The sequence below is a fragment of the Longimicrobium sp. genome (genome assembly GCF_036387355.1).
Lineage (GTDB): Bacteria > Gemmatimonadota > Gemmatimonadetes > Longimicrobiales > Longimicrobiaceae > Longimicrobium.
This window is the reverse complement of record NZ_DASVTX010000234.1, coordinates 1-14,865: the sequence shown is the minus strand read 5'-3', so window position 1 is coordinate 14,865 and position 14,865 is coordinate 1. Positions and strand designations below refer to the sequence as shown.

The following is a 14,865-nucleotide window of genomic DNA, read 5'->3' as shown; positions in this document are numbered from 1 at the left end:
ACGGCCGCCGCGCCATGAAGGCCGGCATCGTGGACGAAGTGGTGCCCGCGCCCGTGCTGCTGGCCGTCGCCAGCCGCGTGGCCATGGAGCTGGCCGACCGCAAGAAGAAGCCGAAAACCGGCCGCAGCTCCGGCTCGCCCGACCGGCTGGAGCGCCTGGCCCCCATGCGCCGGCTGATCTTCAGCAAGGCGCGGCAGGGGGTGATGGACAAGACGCACGGCCTTTACCCCGCGCCGCTGCGGCTGCTGCAGGTGGTGGAGCGCGGGCTGGAAAAGCACATCGACCAGGGCCTTGAGCTGGAGGCGAAGGCGTTCGGCGAACTGGCGGTGACGCCTGAGGCGCGGGCGCTGGTCCACGTCTTCTTCACCAGCACCGCGGCCAAGAACGACGCGGGGCTGGAGAGCGGCGCCAAGGCGCGCGACATCGACCAGGTGGCCGTGGTGGGCGCGGGGTTCATGGGCGCGGGCATCGCCGCCACCTCGGCCGAGGCGGGGATCCGCGTCCGCCTCAAGGACGTGAAGCCCGAGGCCGCCGCCAAGGGGCTGCGCACCGCGCGCGAAAGCCTCAGCAAGCGCGCCAAGCGCAAGCGGCTGCGCAAGTTCGAACTCACCAAGCTGCTGGACCGCGTGCAGCCCACCACGGAGTACGCCGGCTTTTACGCCAGCGGAATGATCGTGGAGGCCGTGTTCGAGGACATCGACCTCAAGCACCGCGTGATCAAGGAGATCGAGGCGGCGGTCGGCAAGGACACCGTCATCGGCAGCAACACGTCCACCATCCCCATCGCCACGCTGGCCCAGGCCTCGGCGCGCCCGGACCAGGTGATCGGCGTGCACTTCTTTTCCCCCGTGGAAAAGATGCCGCTGGTGGAGATCATCACCCACGAGGGCACGGCGGACTGGGTGACGGCTACGACGCACGGCTACGCCAAGAAGATCGGCAAGACGCCCATCATCGTGAACGATTCGCCGGGCTTCTACGTCAACCGCATCCTGAGCCCGTACATGGCCGAGGCCGCGCTGCTGCTGCAGGAGGGCGTGCGGATGGAGGCGCTGGACGAGGCCATGACGGAGTGGGGGTTCCCCGTGGGCCCCGTGACGCTGTACGACGAGGTGGGGCTGGACGTGGCGCAGAAGGCGGGAAAGATCATGTCCCAGGCCTTTGCCGACCGCATGAAGCCCAGCGACGTGGTGGACCGCATGGTGGCGGACGGGCGCCTGGGGCGAAAGAACGGCAAGGGCTTCTACCGCTTCGGGGATGACGGCAAGAAGACGGGGCCGGACGAGTCCGTCTACGCCGTGATCGGCAACCCGGCCAAGCGCGACGTGCCGGAAGAGGAACTGCAGGAGCGGCTGGCGCTCATCATGGTGAACGAGGCCATCCGCACTCTGGAAGAGGGCGTGCTGCGCAGCGCTCGGGACGGCGACGTGGGCGCCATCTTCGGCATCGGCTTTCCCCCGTTCCGCGGCGGCCCGTTCTGGTACGTGGACCGCACGGGGCCCGCAAAGGTGCTGGAGCGGCTGCGTGCGCTGGAGCAGCGCTTCGGCGCGCGCTACGCCCCGGCGCCGCTGCTGGAAACGATGGTGCGCCAGAACACCCTCTTCTTTCCCGAGGACGCCTGAGCGCCGCGGACGCCCCGGCGCGGCGCATTGCGCCGGGGCTGCACCGCCTGTCCATTCCCCTCCCTTTTCCGCCGCGCGAGGTGGCGGCCTGGGTGCTGGAGGGGGATGACGGGCACGTGCTGGTGGATACGGGGATCGACACGCGCCCCGCCCGTGACGCGCTCAAGCAGGGTGCGCTGGACATCGGCGTGACGCCGGAGTCGCTGCGGCACGTGGTGCTGACGCACGCGCACATCGACCACTACGGCCTGGCCGGCCCCGTGCGCGAGTGGAGCGGCGCGCGCCTGGCCATCCACGAGCGCGAGGAGCAGCTTGCGCTGCGCTGGGTGCAGGGGTGGGCGGACGACCGCGCGCAGGTGGGCGCCACCTTTCTGGCGGGCGGCATTCCGGACCCGCTGGCGCACGCCCTGCTCGCGGCGTCGGACCGCATCCACGAGCGGTACGAGTACTATGCGCCGGACGAACTGCTGCGCGGCGAGCGGGGCGCGCTCCCCGGCGGCGGCGGGTGGGAGTGGATCCTGACCCCCGGCCACTCGCCGGGGCACGTGACCGTCTACCATCCGGAGCGCCGCCTGCTAATCGCGGGCGACCACGTGCTGCCGCGCATCAGCCCCAACATCGGCGCGGACCTGTACGCCGAGAACCCGCTGGCGGACTACCTGGATTCGCTGCGCCGCCTGCGCGGGCTGCCGGTGGACCTGGTCCTGCCGTCGCACGGCGAGCCGTTCACCGGCTTCGCGGAGCGGATTGACGTTCTGCTGGCGCATCACGACGAGCGCAACGAGCAGACGCTGGAGCTGATCCGGCAGCCGCGGACGGCGTACCAGGTGGCGCTGGGCCTGTTTCCCGAGCTGCCGCCGGACAACTTTCTGCACGCGCTGCGCGAGGCCCGCGCGCACCTCGCCTACCTGGCCGGCATCGGCGCCGCCGCGCGCGAGGCGGAGGGCGGGGTGGAGAGGTGGCGGGCGGCGGGGAGTGCGTGAGGGAGTACGAGAGTACGAGAGTACGAAAGTACGAAAGTACGAAAGTACGAAAGAGGGCTGGGCACTTGGCACTAAGCACTGGGCCCTCAGCACTCCGCACTCCGCACTGCCGTTCCCGCGTGAGGGATTCGCGCCCGCAGGGCCGAGACGCCGGAGTGGAGGGGCAACAGCAGTACCGTTGCCCCGGAACGGAGGGGGCTCGGCGCCGTTGGCAACAGTTGTATCGTTGCCTACGGCGCGCGAAGCCCGACCCGGAGCGCAGCGGAGGGGCACGCCCTGAAAAGCAGTGCGTGAGTGCGTGAGTGCGGGGTGCGTGAGTGCGGGAACGGAAGTGCCCAGTGCCCAGTGCCCAGCCGAATCCGCCGCACGACAGCCAGCGAAACCCCGGCCTACCACGGAGAGCGAGCAAATGGACGACTGGCAGCAGAACCTGGTGACGACCAGCGACGGGATCGCGGAGCTGATCCGCGAAACCAGGCGCGTCGCGGTGCTGGGGATCAAGACGGAGGCGCAGTCCGGCCAGGCGGCGTTCTACGTCCCCGAGTACCTGCACAACGCCGGCGTGGACGTGGTGCCCGTGCCCGTCTACTACCCGGACGTGACCGAGATCCTGGGCAAGCCCGTGTACCGCACCGTGGCGGGCATTCCCGAGCCGGTGGACATGGTGAACGTGTTCCGCCGCCCGCAGGACGTCGCCGCGCACGTGGACGACATCCTCGCGGCGAAGCCCAAGTCGGTGTGGATGCAGAGCGGCATCCGCAACGACGAGGCGGCCCGCCGCTTCGCCGAAGCCGGCATCAAGGTGGTTCAGGACCGCTGCCTCATGGTGGAGCACCGGCGCGTCCGGTAAACACGTGATCGGCGGTTGAGAACGTTTATCAACTTCTCTCGGCAGGAAGCCCGCTCGGGAGCCCGCGCCCCGCTTCTCGCAAGTCGTTGCAGGAAGCGGGGTTGCAGATTGTAGGGAAAACGACTACACAAGGTGGGGCCGCGCCCGATATTGCAGCGGGGTTGCCACCGTGTTATATGGGGTGCTCCGAACAGCCACCCGGCCCAGGAGAGCCGGCGGGGGCTGGGGGGACGCCGCGCGCGGCCGAGCGAAAAAAGGGGGCGCTCGGGTGTGCGCGGCCCATGGTATTCTCCGTTCAGGCAGACGATGACAAAGCTCCTTCGCATGGCGGCGCTCGCGCTGCTCCCGGTCGTTGTCGCGGCTTCGTGCCGCCCGTACAGGGCGGACGAAAGCGACGGCCCCGACCAGCCGATCGCGTTCTACCACAGCGTGCACGCGGGCGACAACAAGATGCCCTGCATGTACTGCCACTACACCGCCGACCGGTCGCCCGACGCGGGGATCCCCAGCGTGCAGCTGTGCGTGGGCTGCCACGTGCCCGCCAGCAGCGCGCCGACCTCGCTGCGCGGCCAGTCGGCCCTGGCCTTCCCCAAGGTCAAGGGCACGGCGCAGAAGCCGGACAGCGCGTGGCACAAGGAAGGGCTCAAGCTGGTGGACTACTGGCGCCGCGGCGAAGGCATTCCCTGGGTGCGCATCCACAAGATCCCCGAGCACGCCAAGTTCCCGCACAGCTCGCACGTGAACGTGGGGCTGCAGTGCCAGACCTGCCACGGGCCCGTGCAGGAGATGAAGAAGGTGTACCAGTTCTCGTCGCTGCGCATGGGCTGGTGCATCGACTGCCACCGCGGCAACCAGAAGCTGTCGGAGCCGGAAGAGGCGGCGGTGCGCAGCCGGTCGTCGTTCGTTCGAAGGCTGCGGGCGCTCCGCGCGGAAGGCGGAGACATTCGCGGCCAGCAGGCCACTTATCCCAACCAGCGCGCGTCCACGGACTGCGTGGTCTGCCACTACTGACGGCCGGCACTGTGAAGGATTGCTGAGGAGACGGCATGTCTGACGGAATGAAGAGGCGCACCTTTCTGAAGGTGCTTGGCGCGTCGGGCGCTGCGACGGCCACGGTGGGATGCTCCACCGGGCAGATCGAGAAGCTGGTCCCGTACGTGGTGCCCCCCGAGGAAGTGGTTCCCGGGGTGCCGACCTTTTACACGAGCACCTGCCGGGAATGCCCGGCCGGGTGCGGGATGCACGTGGAGACGCACGAAGGGCGCGTCACCAAGGTGGAGGGCAACCCCGACCACCCCATCTCGCACGGCAACCTGTGCCCGCGCGGCCAGGCGGCGCCCCAGGGGCTCTACCACCCGGACCGGTACACCGGCCCGTCGCTGATGGAGTTCGGGGTCAACCAGCCCCGCAGCACCACCTGGCAGCAGGCCGAGACGGCCGTGGCCGAGGCCATCCGCACCGCCCCGCGCGGCAGCGTGGTGTACCTCACCGGCGGCTACACCGGCACGCTGGACCGCCTGGCCACCGACTTCGCCAACGCGATCGGCGCGCGCCGGGTGGACTGGGCGCCGCTGGAAGACACGCCGCGCGACCTGCGCTTCGCCGACGCGGACCTGCTGGTGAGCTTTGGCGCCGACTTCCTGGAAACGTGGGGGTCGCCCGTCGACTACGCGTACCAGTTCTCGCAGCAGCACGGCTACAACCGGGGCCGCCGCGGCAAGTTCGTGTGGGTGGGGCCGCACCGCCCCCTTACCGGCATCAACGCCGACCTGTGGATCCCCACGCGCCCCGGCACCGAGGCGCTGCTGGCGCAGGCGCTGGCCGCGGGCGGCGACCTGAGCGCCGTGGCCGCGCAGATCGCGCCGGAGAAGCCCACGGAGCAGGACACGCAGCGCATCGCCACCGGCCTGCGCACGCTGGGCGAGTGGTGGGGCTCGTCCGCACGCAAGGTGGCGTTCGGGCCGGGCTACGCCGTGCGCGGCAGCAACGGCGAGGCGCTGCGCCAGGCGGTGGACCGGCTGAACGGCCGCGCCACGGCCCCGGCCGCGGACGCCCGCCCCATGCTGCAACTGATCGAGCAGATGCGCGCCGGGCAGATCAAGGTGCTCCTGATCGACGCGCCCAACCCGTCGTACTCGCTCCCCGGCGGGCTCAAGTTCGCCGAAGCGCTGCAGAAGGTGCCCACGCGCGTCAGCTTCAGCAGCTTTCCGGACGAGACGTCGGCCGCGGCCACGCACGTGCTGCCGCAGAGCCACTTCCTGGAGCGCTGGGACGACTACATCCCGCAGCCGGGCGTGTTTGAGCTGGTTCAGCCGGCCATGAAGCCGGTGTTCAACACCCGCGCCGTGGGCGAGATCCTGCTGGGCATTTCCCGCGCGCTGCGCGTGACGCCCACGCCGGGCTTCACCGGGCAGACCTGGCTGGACTACCTGCGCGCCTCCTGGGCGGGCCGGGCCGGCAGCCAGGCCGCGTGGGACACCGCGCTGCGCCGCGGCGGCGTGTTCGCCGAGAACGGGCGCGGCACGCAGGCGCTGGGCTTCACCGCGCTGGACCGCCAGGCGCAGCCCGCCGCGGCCGCTCCGGCCCCCGCGCAGGCCGCTCCGGCTACGCCGGCGGCAGGCGCCGCCGCGGTGGCCGCCACGGCCGCGCAGCCGGCGGTGGTGAACGCGCCGCTGGCTCCGCCGGCCCAGGTGCCGGCGCCGCCGCGCGCCGTGGCCGCGGCCGCCTACCAGCCGCCGCGCTACGAAGGCGAGGCGGACGGGCTGCACCTGGTGGTGTATCCGTCGATCCGCTTCTACGACGGCCGCACCGCCAACCGCCCCTGGCTGCTGGAGCTTCCCGACCAGGTGGCCAAGGTGAGCTGGGAGTCGTGGGCCGAGGTGCACCCGGACACGGCGAAGGCGATGGAGCTGGAGCAGGGCGACGAGGTGGACATCGCCTCGCCGCACGGCACCGTCCGCACCCGCATCTACATCTACCCGGGCGTCATGCGCGGGGCGATCGCCATGCAGATGGGGCTGGGGCACGAGGCGTTCGGCCGCTTTACGGCGGGCGTGGGCGCCAATCCCATGAAGCTGCTGGGCGGCACGGTGGACCCGGCCTCCGGCGCGCTGGCCACGTCGGGCGTGCGTGTGAAGCTCACCAAGACGGGGCGCGGCAACGTGACCCGCGCCTTTCCCCAGGGGTTGGTGGAGCAGGGCGTGCGCGTGCAGCACGACCGCCGCATTTCGCAGGCGGTGGGCGTCACCGCGCTGATGCAGCTGGACCAGAAGGGCCCCGGCATCATCCCGGGCGAGGACCAGCACATCCACCAGCTCAAGGGCGCGGGCGGCTTCGTGCCCGAGGCCACCACCACGGACCCGGCGGCGTACCCGCCCGCGGGGACCAACTACGGCGAGTACATCGAGAACGAGACGCGCTGGGCCATGGTGGTGGACCTGGCGCGGTGCATCGGCTGCGCGGCTTGCGTGGTGGCCTGCTACGCCGAAAACAACATCCCCGTGGTGGGCCCGACGGAGATCCGCAAGGGACGCGAGCTTTCGTGGCTGCGCATCGAGCGGTACTTCGGGGTGAGCCGGCACGAGGAAGAGGCGCTGCGGGACGACGCCACGGACGACGTGCGCTTCCTTCCCATGCTGTGCCAGCACTGCGGACAGGCACCCTGCGAGCCGGTGTGCCCCGTGTACGCGGCGTACCACACGCCCGACGGCCTGAACGGGCAGGTGTACAACCGCTGCGTGGGCACCCGCTACTGCGCCAACAACTGCCCGTGGAAGGTGCGCGTCTTCAACTGGTTCACCTACCAGTTCGCCGAGCCGCTGAACTGGCAGCTGAACCCGGACGTGACGGTGCGCGAAAAGGGCGTCATGGAAAAGTGCACGTTCTGCGTGCAGCGCATCCATGAGGCCGAGCGCAACGCGGCCAGCGAGGCGCGCGCGGTGCGCGACGGCGAAGTGGTGCCGGCCTGCGTGCAGACCTGCCCCACCGAAGTGTTCGTCTTCGGCAACATCGCCGACCCCACCACCGCCGTGGCGCAGGCGGCCCGCAGCAACCGCGGCTTCCGCGCGCTGGGCGAGCTGAACACGCAGCCGGCCATCGTCTACCTCAAGAAGGTAACGCTGCACGAGCCCAGGAACGGCGGGCACGACGCGCCCCCGGCGGCCAAGGGCGGCGGCACCGAGCACCAGCCGCAGGAAGGCCACGAACCGGCCATGCAGGGAGGACACTGATCATGTCGACGACGGTAACGACGGTAACCCGGTCCGAGTTTCACCCGGACGTCGAGTCGTACCAGCAGGTAAACCGCGACGCCATGTCGCTGCTCACCAACCCCGGCAAGGGCTACGTGGCCCTGCTGGGGATGGCGGTGGCGCTGGTGGGGCTGCTGGTGGTGGCCGAGCTGCACAACATCATCTACGGCCTGGGGATGGTGGGTGAGAACTGGACCGTCCTCATCACCACCTTCGTGTTCTGGGTGGGCATCGGCCACGCCGGCACGCTGATCTCCGCGATCCTGTACCTGTTCCGCGCGCCCTGGCGGCAGGCCATCTACCGCTTCGCCGAGGCGATGACGGTGTTCGCGGTGCTCACGGCGGCGCTGTTCCCGCTCATTCACATCGGCCGCCCGTGGTTCTTCTACTGGCTGCTTCCGCTTCCCAGCCAGCGGCACATCTGGCCCAACTTCCGGTCGCCGCTGCTGTGGGACGTGTTCGCGGTCACGACGTACCTCACGGTCAGCTCGGTGTTCTTCTTCATCGGCCTGATCCCCGACATCGCGGCGGCGCGCGACGCGGCCACCACGCCGGTGCGCAAGCGCATCTACACGGCGCTGGCGCTGGGGTGGCGCGGCACGGACCGCGAGTGGCGCCACTTTACCCGCGCGTACCTGTTCCTGGCCGCGCTGGCCACGCCGCTGGTGCTTTCGGTGCACTCGGTGGTGTCGTGGGACTTCGCCGTGTCTATCGTGCCGGGCTGGCACACCACCATCTTTGCCCCGTACTTCGTGGCGGGCGCCATTCTGTCGGGCGTGGCCATGGTGGTGACGCTCATGGTGCCGGTGCACCGCATCTTCCGGCTGGGGGCGTACTTCACCCCGGTGCACTACGACCGGCTGGCCAAGCTGCTGCTGCTGACGTCCACGATCGTGGGCTACGCCTACGCCATGGAGTACTTCATGGCGTACTACTCGGGCGAGCTGTACGAGCGCGACGTGTTCTGGGACCGCGTGACGGGCGACTACTGGTGGGCGGGGTGGTCCATGATCACCTTCAACGCCATCATCCCGCAGCTGCTGTGGATCAAGAAGATCCGGCAGAACCTGAACGCGTTCTTCCTGATCACGATCTTCGTGAACATCGGGATGTGGTACGAGCGCTTCGTGATCATTGCGCCGTCGCTGGCCCACAGCTACGAGCCGTGGAAGTTCTGGAACTACCACATGACCTGGGTGGACGCCAGCCTGCTGCTGGGGAGCTTCGGGTGGTTCTTCATGTGGTTCCTGCTCTTCCTGCGCTTCCTGCCCGGGCTGTCCATCGCCGAGATCAAGGAAGTGCTGCCGCCGCCCATGAAGCGGCACGGCCCGGCGCACCACGCCGAAGAATCGCACGCCACCGCGGTGGAAACGCTGCCCACCGGCTACAACGAGTGGGAGGCCCGATGAGCAAGCTGCAGACGGGGGTGCTGGGCGTCTTTCCGCACCTGGACACCGCCACCGACGCCATCCGCTCGCTGCGGGCGCAGGGCTTTGACCTCACGGTCTACTCGCCCACGCCGCGCCACGAGATCGAGGAGGCGCTGGGCACCAAGGAAAGCCCGGTGCGCATCTTTACCCTGATCGGTGCCTTCACGGGCACCGCCGCGGGTACGGCGCTGGCCACCTGGGCGTCGCTGGACTGGCCGCTGATCGTGGGCGGCAAGGAGATCATCGCCCTGCCGGGCTTCAGCGTGATCATGTTCGAGCTCACCATTCTGCTCGGGGCGCTGTCGACGGTGGCCGGCCTGTTCATCCTGGGGCGCATGCCCCACGTGGGGCCGCCGGAAGCCCCCATGTACCACCCGTCGTTCACGGCGGGCAACTTTGGCGTGTTCGCCCACGCTCCCCGCGACCGCTACGGCGACGTGCAGCGGATCATGAACGAGAGCGGTTCCGAGGAGGTGCTCGTTGACCAGCGCTGAGCTTCGCCGCGGCGCGCGCGCCCTGGCGCTGCTGGGCGCCGCCGCGGCCCTCCCCGCCTGTACGGACTGGGCGGGGTACGACATCGACGAGGCGTCGGGCAAGGTGCCCGCGTTCTCGACGATGCGCGAAGACGTGATGCCCGACCCGTACGAGATGGTGCGCGAGCCGGTGCCGGGAACGGTGCCCACCCGCCACCCGCTGGGCGACGTGCCCATGCGCTACTCGCAGACGCAGCTGGACTCCATTGCCCCGCTGCTGCGCAACCCGCTCACGCCGGACGCCCGCACGCTGGCGCGCGGCAAGCTGATGTACGAGCAGCACTGCGCGGCGTGCCACGGCAACCTGGGCGACGGCAAGGGCCCGGTGATCGGGCCGGACAAGTTTCCGTACGCGCCGGCGCTCAACGCGGCGCCCACGCAGGCCCGCTCGGACGGCTACATCTACGCGGTGATCGACGCCGGGCGCGGGCTCATGCCTCCGTACGGCGCGCGCGTGACGCACCTGGACCGCTGGGCCATCGTGGAATACGTGCGCCAGCTGCAGGGCCGCCTGGAAACCCGCAACCCGCCGCCGAACGTGTCGGCCGTGGGCGCGCAGGTTCCCAACGCCGCCCCGGTGGAGCCGGCCCCGGCCGCCAGCCGTACGCCCCCGTCGGTGGAAACGACGCCGCCGAGCACGCAAGAAAACCCCTGACGAGCGTTTCTGATGGCTGGGCATAGCGATTCGTATCCGACCCACATTCCGCTGCGCATGGCCGCCAATTCGGCGGCCACCCTGGGCGGTCTGGTGCTGGCGGTTCTGGGCGCGCTCGCGGCGGTGTTTCTGTCGCCGTCGAGCCAGCGCACGTGGAACGCCTTTCACTTCAACTGGATGTTCTGGTCGTCGGTGGCCATCGGCATGGTGATGTTCGCCGTGGCGCTGCACCTGACCAACGCCCGGTGGGCGTGGAGCATCAAGCGCTTTCCGCTGGGGGGCGTGGCCTTTCTGCCGTTCGCGTTCCTGCTCTTCATCCCGCTCATGCTGGGCGGCAAGGACGTGTTCTTTCACCACTGGCTGCCGCACGAGATCAACGGGGTGATGCACAACCCCATCGAGGGCGACGCGGTGCTGGAGGCCAAGGCGGGGTGGCTGAACTTCACCTTCCTGTTCGTGCGCAGCCTGGCCGGCATGGCGGTGCTGTTCGGGCTGGCGATGTGGTTTGCGTACCACCAGCTGCGCGCCGACGTGCACGGGCTGGACAAGGCGGGCCGCCGCAGCTTTGCGCACGGCTGGCTGCGTGGCAGCGGGACCGCCAACGTGCGGCAGATCGCCGCGGAGTCACAGCACAAGGCGCTCAAGATCGGCGTGTTCACCGCCGTGGCGTACGCCATCGTGTGGGGCTTCGTGGGGATGGACGTGGCCATGCTCACGCTTCCGCACTTCTACAGCACCATGTTCCCGGTGGCGTTCTTCATCAGCGCGTTCCACAGCGGGCTGGCGATGACGGCCATCATGGTGGTGCTGTACCGCGGATCGCTGCGGCTGCAGTCGTTCATCACCGAGCGGCAGTTTCACGACCTGGGCAAGCTGATCTTTGCCTTTGCCGTGTTCTGGATGTACATCAACTGGTCGCAGTACGTGGTGATCTGGTACGGCCTGCTGCCGCACGAGCAGGAGTACTTCATCCTCAAGTTCCTGAAGTTCGGCCCGCTGGTGATCGCGGCCGTGCTGCTGATCTTCGTGCTGCCGTTCTTTGGCCTGCTGCCGCGCTCGGTCAAGAAGGTGCCGCAGATCCTGGCCGGGTTCTGCGTGCTGATTCTGGCCGGGCACTGGCTGGAGCGCTTCCTGCTCGCCACGCCGAACTTCTGGCTGGCCGAGTGGGGCACGGTGGGCATCGGGCTGCCGGAGATCGCGATGGCGCTGGCGTTCCTGGGATTGTTCGTGGCCAGCTACACCTGGTACATGGCCACCTTCCCCATCCTGCCGTCGCCGGTGACGCTGGCCGCGATGCCGACGGGGCTGGTGGAGGTCGAGGTCCCGAACGGGCACGTGGGTGGCGTGCACGGCGGGCCGCACGGCGCCGGGCCGCACATCGCGGGCGCCTGAGCTTGGCCTGATGGATGACGCGCCGCCGCCCGGGATCGGGCGCGCGGCGGAGGGATAAGGAAGGCCCCGCGGCTCGGTGCGAGTCGCGGGGCTTTTTCTCATCTGAGGCGAAGACGGGCGACTGGAAGTCGCGGCAACAACGGCGCGAAGTCCGCCGCGCACCGCCGCGGCGGCATCGGTGCGGCATGCGAGCATCGGCGCGTCCGCCTGCCAGAGCGAATGAGTTCGCCGCTGGAAACGCACGAAGTCCGCCTTCGCGGACTGGGCGGCGGTGATTGCGCGCGCAGCCGAGTGCGTCGAAAAGGGCAGGCCGCGTCCGCCTTTTGTCGGCGGATGCGAGCAGGTTGATGATGATCTGCGCGCCGCGGTCGGTCGAGACGCAGACGTTGGGGTGCGCCGCTATTCGGGGAGGGCGGGGACGAGGGCCCAGAGAAGGAGGCCCGCGACGCAGACAGCGGTTAGAAATGCGGTGGAAAGCACGCGCTCGGACCAGCGCCGGCCACTGAAGGCGTATCGCGGGACGGCGAGCAGCGATGCGCACCCGCCGAGATACATCGCCTCGATGAGGTTTGACAGAGACTTCGCCCGCCCGCCGAGCGCCATCGCGGCCAGCCAGACAACCACCGGGATGATGAGCACCAGCCAGTCGGTGGGCAACGCCTTTCCGCGCCTGCGCTTCAGCAGGACCAGCGCTGGAACGGTGCCGATGGCGGCCGGGATCAGGTACAGCGGATAGATGATGGGCGCGATCTCCAGAAAGATCAGAAGCGGTTCCATCGAGCTCCGTGGTAGAGGTTACCGCGATCGGACGAGCAGATCGATGAGGATCTGCGCGCCGCGTTCTGCGGCGCCCAGGTGGGAGGCCACGTAGGCGCGGGCGGCGGCGCCTGCCTGCTGTCGCCGTTTTGCATCCGCCATCAGGGGGCGGAGGATGGATTCCAGCGGCGCGGCGTCGCTCGCTTCAAAGGCGGCGCCGGCGTGGATCAGTTCCGCCGCCTCGCGGGCGTTCGCGTGCCGCGGGCCGAAGACCACGGGAACGCCGAACGCCGCCGGCTCCAGCACGGAATGCAGCCCCGCCGTCCCCCATCCCCCGCCGACGTACCCGATGTCCGCCAGCGCGTACAGGTCGCCGAGCACGCCCACGCGGTCCACCAGCACCGTCACCCCGGGGTCCGCGCCCGCATCGACTTCCGAAAGGCGGACGGGGTGCAGGCCTGCCGCACGGAGCGCGGTGTCGGAGCGCGCGAGGTGGGCGGGCGTGGGCTCGTGCGGGACGAGGATGAGGCGCGCACGCAGCCCTTCGGATGCGAGGCGGGCCAGGGCGGGGATCAGCCGGTCCTCGTCCGCGGGCCAGGTGGAGCCGGCGACGAGGGTCGGATTCTCGCAGCCCGCGAAGGGGAGCAGCAGGGCGGATGCGCGGTCCGCCGCCGCCGTTCGCGCCCACACCTGGTCGAACCGCGCATCGCCCATCACCTGCCGGCGCGCGGGGGGGACGTTCAGCCCGGCGAAGCGGTCCGCGTCCTCCGCCGAGATCGCGGCGACGACGTGCAGGCGGGCGTACGCCGGGCCGAGGAGCGCCCGCGCCGCACCGCGCAGGCGGCTGGATCCGGCGGGGAGGGTGGCGCTCAGCAGGGCCAGCCGGACGCCGCGCTGCGCCGCCTCGCGGGTAAGGACCGGCCACACATCCGTCTTGGAGAAGGCGATGACGTCGGGGCGGAGCGCGTCCAGCGCGCGGCGGATGTCGCCGGGGAGGTCGAGCGGCAGGTAGTCCGCGTGGTCCGCGCCCACGGTGGCGGCGAACCGCTCGGCGGAGGCGGAAAAGAAGGTGTAGACGACCTGCGCGTCCGGACTGCGCGCGCGGAACGCCTGCAGGACGGCGCGCGCCTGCAGCCCCTCGCCCACGCTGGGCGCGTGGAACCAAACGAGCGGTCGCGCGGGATCGCGATGCGAGGCCGCCCACGCCTCCATCCGCGCGAGCACGCCGGCCCTCCCGCGGACGCTGCGCGCCAGCTTGCCTTCCCCGCGCGAGGCGAGCGGGAGCAGCGGGCGGGCGGCGCGGAGCGCGAGGGTGTACAGGGTTTCCGGGATCGGCATGCGGCGCAAGCTAGCACGCGCGGCGCCGCCCGGAAACGAGCGCGGGGGGCGGCCGATGTGGCCGCCCCCCGCCGTTCATCCACCCCGCCCGGATCAGACCGAGGGCGGGCGGTACGTGGTTCCGACGCCGCCGTTGGCCAGCGTGTCGTCGTCATCCCGGCCGATGGAGCCGGTGCCCGTGGGGCCGTTGAAGTCCGGCGCGGAAACGTAGCCCGCGCCGGTGCCGCCCACGTCCATGGCGCCGCCCACCGCGCCCGGCGCCGCGCCGAGGCCGGTGGAGGCGCCGCCCAGCCCGGTGCCGGCCGTGCCAGTGTAGCCCGCACCGGCGTAGCCGCCGCCGGTGCTGTCACCCAGCCCGCCGCCGCCGAGCCCGGTGCCGGCCGTGCCCGTGTATCCGGCGCTCGCATCGGCCGTGGGGTAGCGCGCGTTTGCGTCGTACGCCACCTCGCCGTCGTACGCGGCGGCGCGGTCCAGCACGGCGTCCGAGGGATACGCGTCCTCGATGATGACGACCTCGGGCTCCAGGTCCACCACCTCCACGTACTCCAGCGGCTGCTCCTCGCGCTGAAGCTGGGCGCGCACCAAATACGCAATGCCGGCCGCCGCCAGCCCGCCCAGCAGCATGCGGCCCAGCGGAAGCCCGCCACGCTCCTCGTGGTGCTCTTCCTGGCCCATGCGGGGCGTGATGCGCACGTGCTCGTGGAACAGGTGCAGCATGGCGTGCGTGAAGTCGTGGATGTCGTGCGGGCCGCGGCTGGACACCCAGTTGCGGTCACGGACGACCGGCTCGTCGCTCCAGATGCCGCCCGCGTTGCGCACGTCGTCGCGAATGCCCGGCCACGACGTCAGGCTGCGGCGCACCACCAGCCCGCCGGAGATCAGCAGCCAGGGCGCGTGGCATATCACGGCGATGGGCTTGCCGGCGTGGTCCATGGCCCGCACGAAGTCCAGCGCGCGCTCGTTCTGCCGGAGCGTGTCGGGATTGATGAGGCCGCCGGGAAGGAGCAGCGCATCGTACTCGTCGGCGTCCGCGGTGTAGACGGTGCGGTCCACGCG

Annotated in this window: 12 protein-coding genes; 9 read left to right on the top strand and 3 right to left on the bottom strand. The window is 70.4% G+C overall.

Going from position 1 to position 14,865, the window contains the following annotated elements; all coding sequences use genetic code 11:
* The 9 genes from VF665_RS10385 to VF665_RS10345 all read left to right on the top strand — a co-directional run.
* A partial coding sequence (locus tag VF665_RS10385) for a 3-hydroxyacyl-CoA dehydrogenase NAD-binding domain-containing protein (protein ID WP_331053355.1) occupies nt 1-1,622 on the top strand: 1,622 nt, incomplete at its 5' end.
* Nucleotides 1,623-1,702: 80 nt separating this feature from the next.
* The gene (locus tag VF665_RS10380; protein ID WP_331053354.1) at nt 1,703-2,605 is read left to right on the top strand and encodes an MBL fold metallo-hydrolase; all 903 of its coding nucleotides are present in this window, start codon (nt 1,703-1,705) and stop codon (nt 2,603-2,605) included.
* 409 nt (nt 2,606-3,014) lie between these two features.
* A complete protein-coding gene (locus VF665_RS10375; protein ID WP_331053353.1) occupies nt 3,015-3,455 on the top strand; it encodes a CoA-binding protein in 441 nt (146 codons plus the stop codon).
* Between the two features lie 306 nt (nt 3,456-3,761).
* Nucleotides 3,762-4,466: a cytochrome c3 family protein gene (locus VF665_RS10370; RefSeq protein ID WP_331053352.1), complete on the top strand. Its 705-nt coding sequence runs from the start codon at nt 3,762-3,764 to the stop codon at nt 4,464-4,466.
* A 35-nt stretch (nt 4,467-4,501) separates the two neighbouring features.
* Nucleotides 4,502-7,684: a molybdopterin dinucleotide binding domain-containing protein gene (locus VF665_RS10365; protein WP_331053351.1), complete on the top strand. Its 3,183-nt coding sequence runs from the start codon at nt 4,502-4,504 to the stop codon at nt 7,682-7,684.
* A 2-nt stretch (nt 7,685-7,686) separates the two neighbouring features.
* Nucleotides 7,687-9,114: an NrfD/PsrC family molybdoenzyme membrane anchor subunit gene (gene nrfD / locus VF665_RS10360; protein ID WP_331053350.1), complete on the top strand. Its 1,428-nt coding sequence runs from the start codon at nt 7,687-7,689 to the stop codon at nt 9,112-9,114.
* Nucleotides 9,111-9,629 (top strand): DUF3341 domain-containing protein, encoded by a 519-nt coding sequence (locus VF665_RS10355; RefSeq protein ID WP_331053349.1) that lies wholly within the window; start codon nt 9,111-9,113, stop codon nt 9,627-9,629. Before nrfD ends, VF665_RS10355 begins: the two co-directional genes overlap by 4 nt.
* Nucleotides 9,616-10,323: a cytochrome c gene (locus tag VF665_RS10350; protein ID WP_331053348.1), complete on the top strand. Its 708-nt coding sequence runs from the start codon at nt 9,616-9,618 to the stop codon at nt 10,321-10,323. The genes VF665_RS10355 and VF665_RS10350 overlap by 14 nt, the downstream gene beginning before the upstream one ends.
* 57 nt (nt 10,324-10,380) lie before the next feature.
* Complete coding sequence (locus VF665_RS10345) at nt 10,381-11,715, top strand: hypothetical protein (protein ID WP_331053347.1); 1,335 nt, start codon at nt 10,381-10,383, stop codon at nt 11,713-11,715.
* A 399-nt stretch (nt 11,716-12,114) separates the two neighbouring features.
* On the opposite strand, the gene VF665_RS10340 is transcribed toward VF665_RS10345, so the two are convergent.
* The 3 genes from VF665_RS10340 to VF665_RS10330 all read right to left on the bottom strand — a co-directional run.
* Nucleotides 12,115-12,492 (bottom strand): hypothetical protein, encoded by a 378-nt coding sequence (locus tag VF665_RS10340; protein WP_331053346.1) that lies wholly within the window; start codon nt 12,490-12,492, stop codon nt 12,115-12,117.
* 18 nt (nt 12,493-12,510) lie between these two features.
* Nucleotides 12,511-13,809 carry a 3-deoxy-D-manno-octulosonic acid transferase gene (locus tag VF665_RS10335; protein ID WP_331053345.1) on the bottom strand — a complete coding sequence of 433 codons (1,299 nt, stop codon included), beginning with the start codon at nt 13,807-13,809 and terminating at the stop codon, nt 12,511-12,513.
* 93 nt (nt 13,810-13,902) lie between these two features.
* Nucleotides 13,903-14,865: DJ-1/PfpI family protein (locus VF665_RS10330; protein ID WP_331053344.1), on the bottom strand; the 963-nt coding region annotated here is incomplete at its 5' end.

Coding starts and splice junctions, on each gene's coding strand:
- VF665_RS10365 (WP_331053351.1), top strand. CDS start 4,502: ATGTCTGACGGAATGAAGAGGCGCACCTTTCTGAAGGTGCTTGGCGCG.
- VF665_RS10340 (WP_331053346.1), bottom strand. CDS start 12,492: ATGGAACCGCTTCTGATCTTTCTGGAGATCGCGCCCATCATCTATCCG.
- VF665_RS10345 (WP_331053347.1), top strand. CDS start 10,381: ATGGCCGCCAATTCGGCGGCCACCCTGGGCGGTCTGGTGCTGGCGGTT.
- nrfD (WP_331053350.1), top strand. CDS start 7,687: ATGTCGACGACGGTAACGACGGTAACCCGGTCCGAGTTTCACCCGGAC.
- VF665_RS10355 (WP_331053349.1), top strand. CDS start 9,111: ATGAGCAAGCTGCAGACGGGGGTGCTGGGCGTCTTTCCGCACCTGGAC.
- VF665_RS10335 (WP_331053345.1), bottom strand. CDS start 13,809: ATGCCGATCCCGGAAACCCTGTACACCCTCGCGCTCCGCGCCGCCCGC.
- VF665_RS10370 (WP_331053352.1), top strand. CDS start 3,762: ATGACAAAGCTCCTTCGCATGGCGGCGCTCGCGCTGCTCCCGGTCGTT.
- VF665_RS10375 (WP_331053353.1), top strand. CDS start 3,015: ATGGACGACTGGCAGCAGAACCTGGTGACGACCAGCGACGGGATCGCG.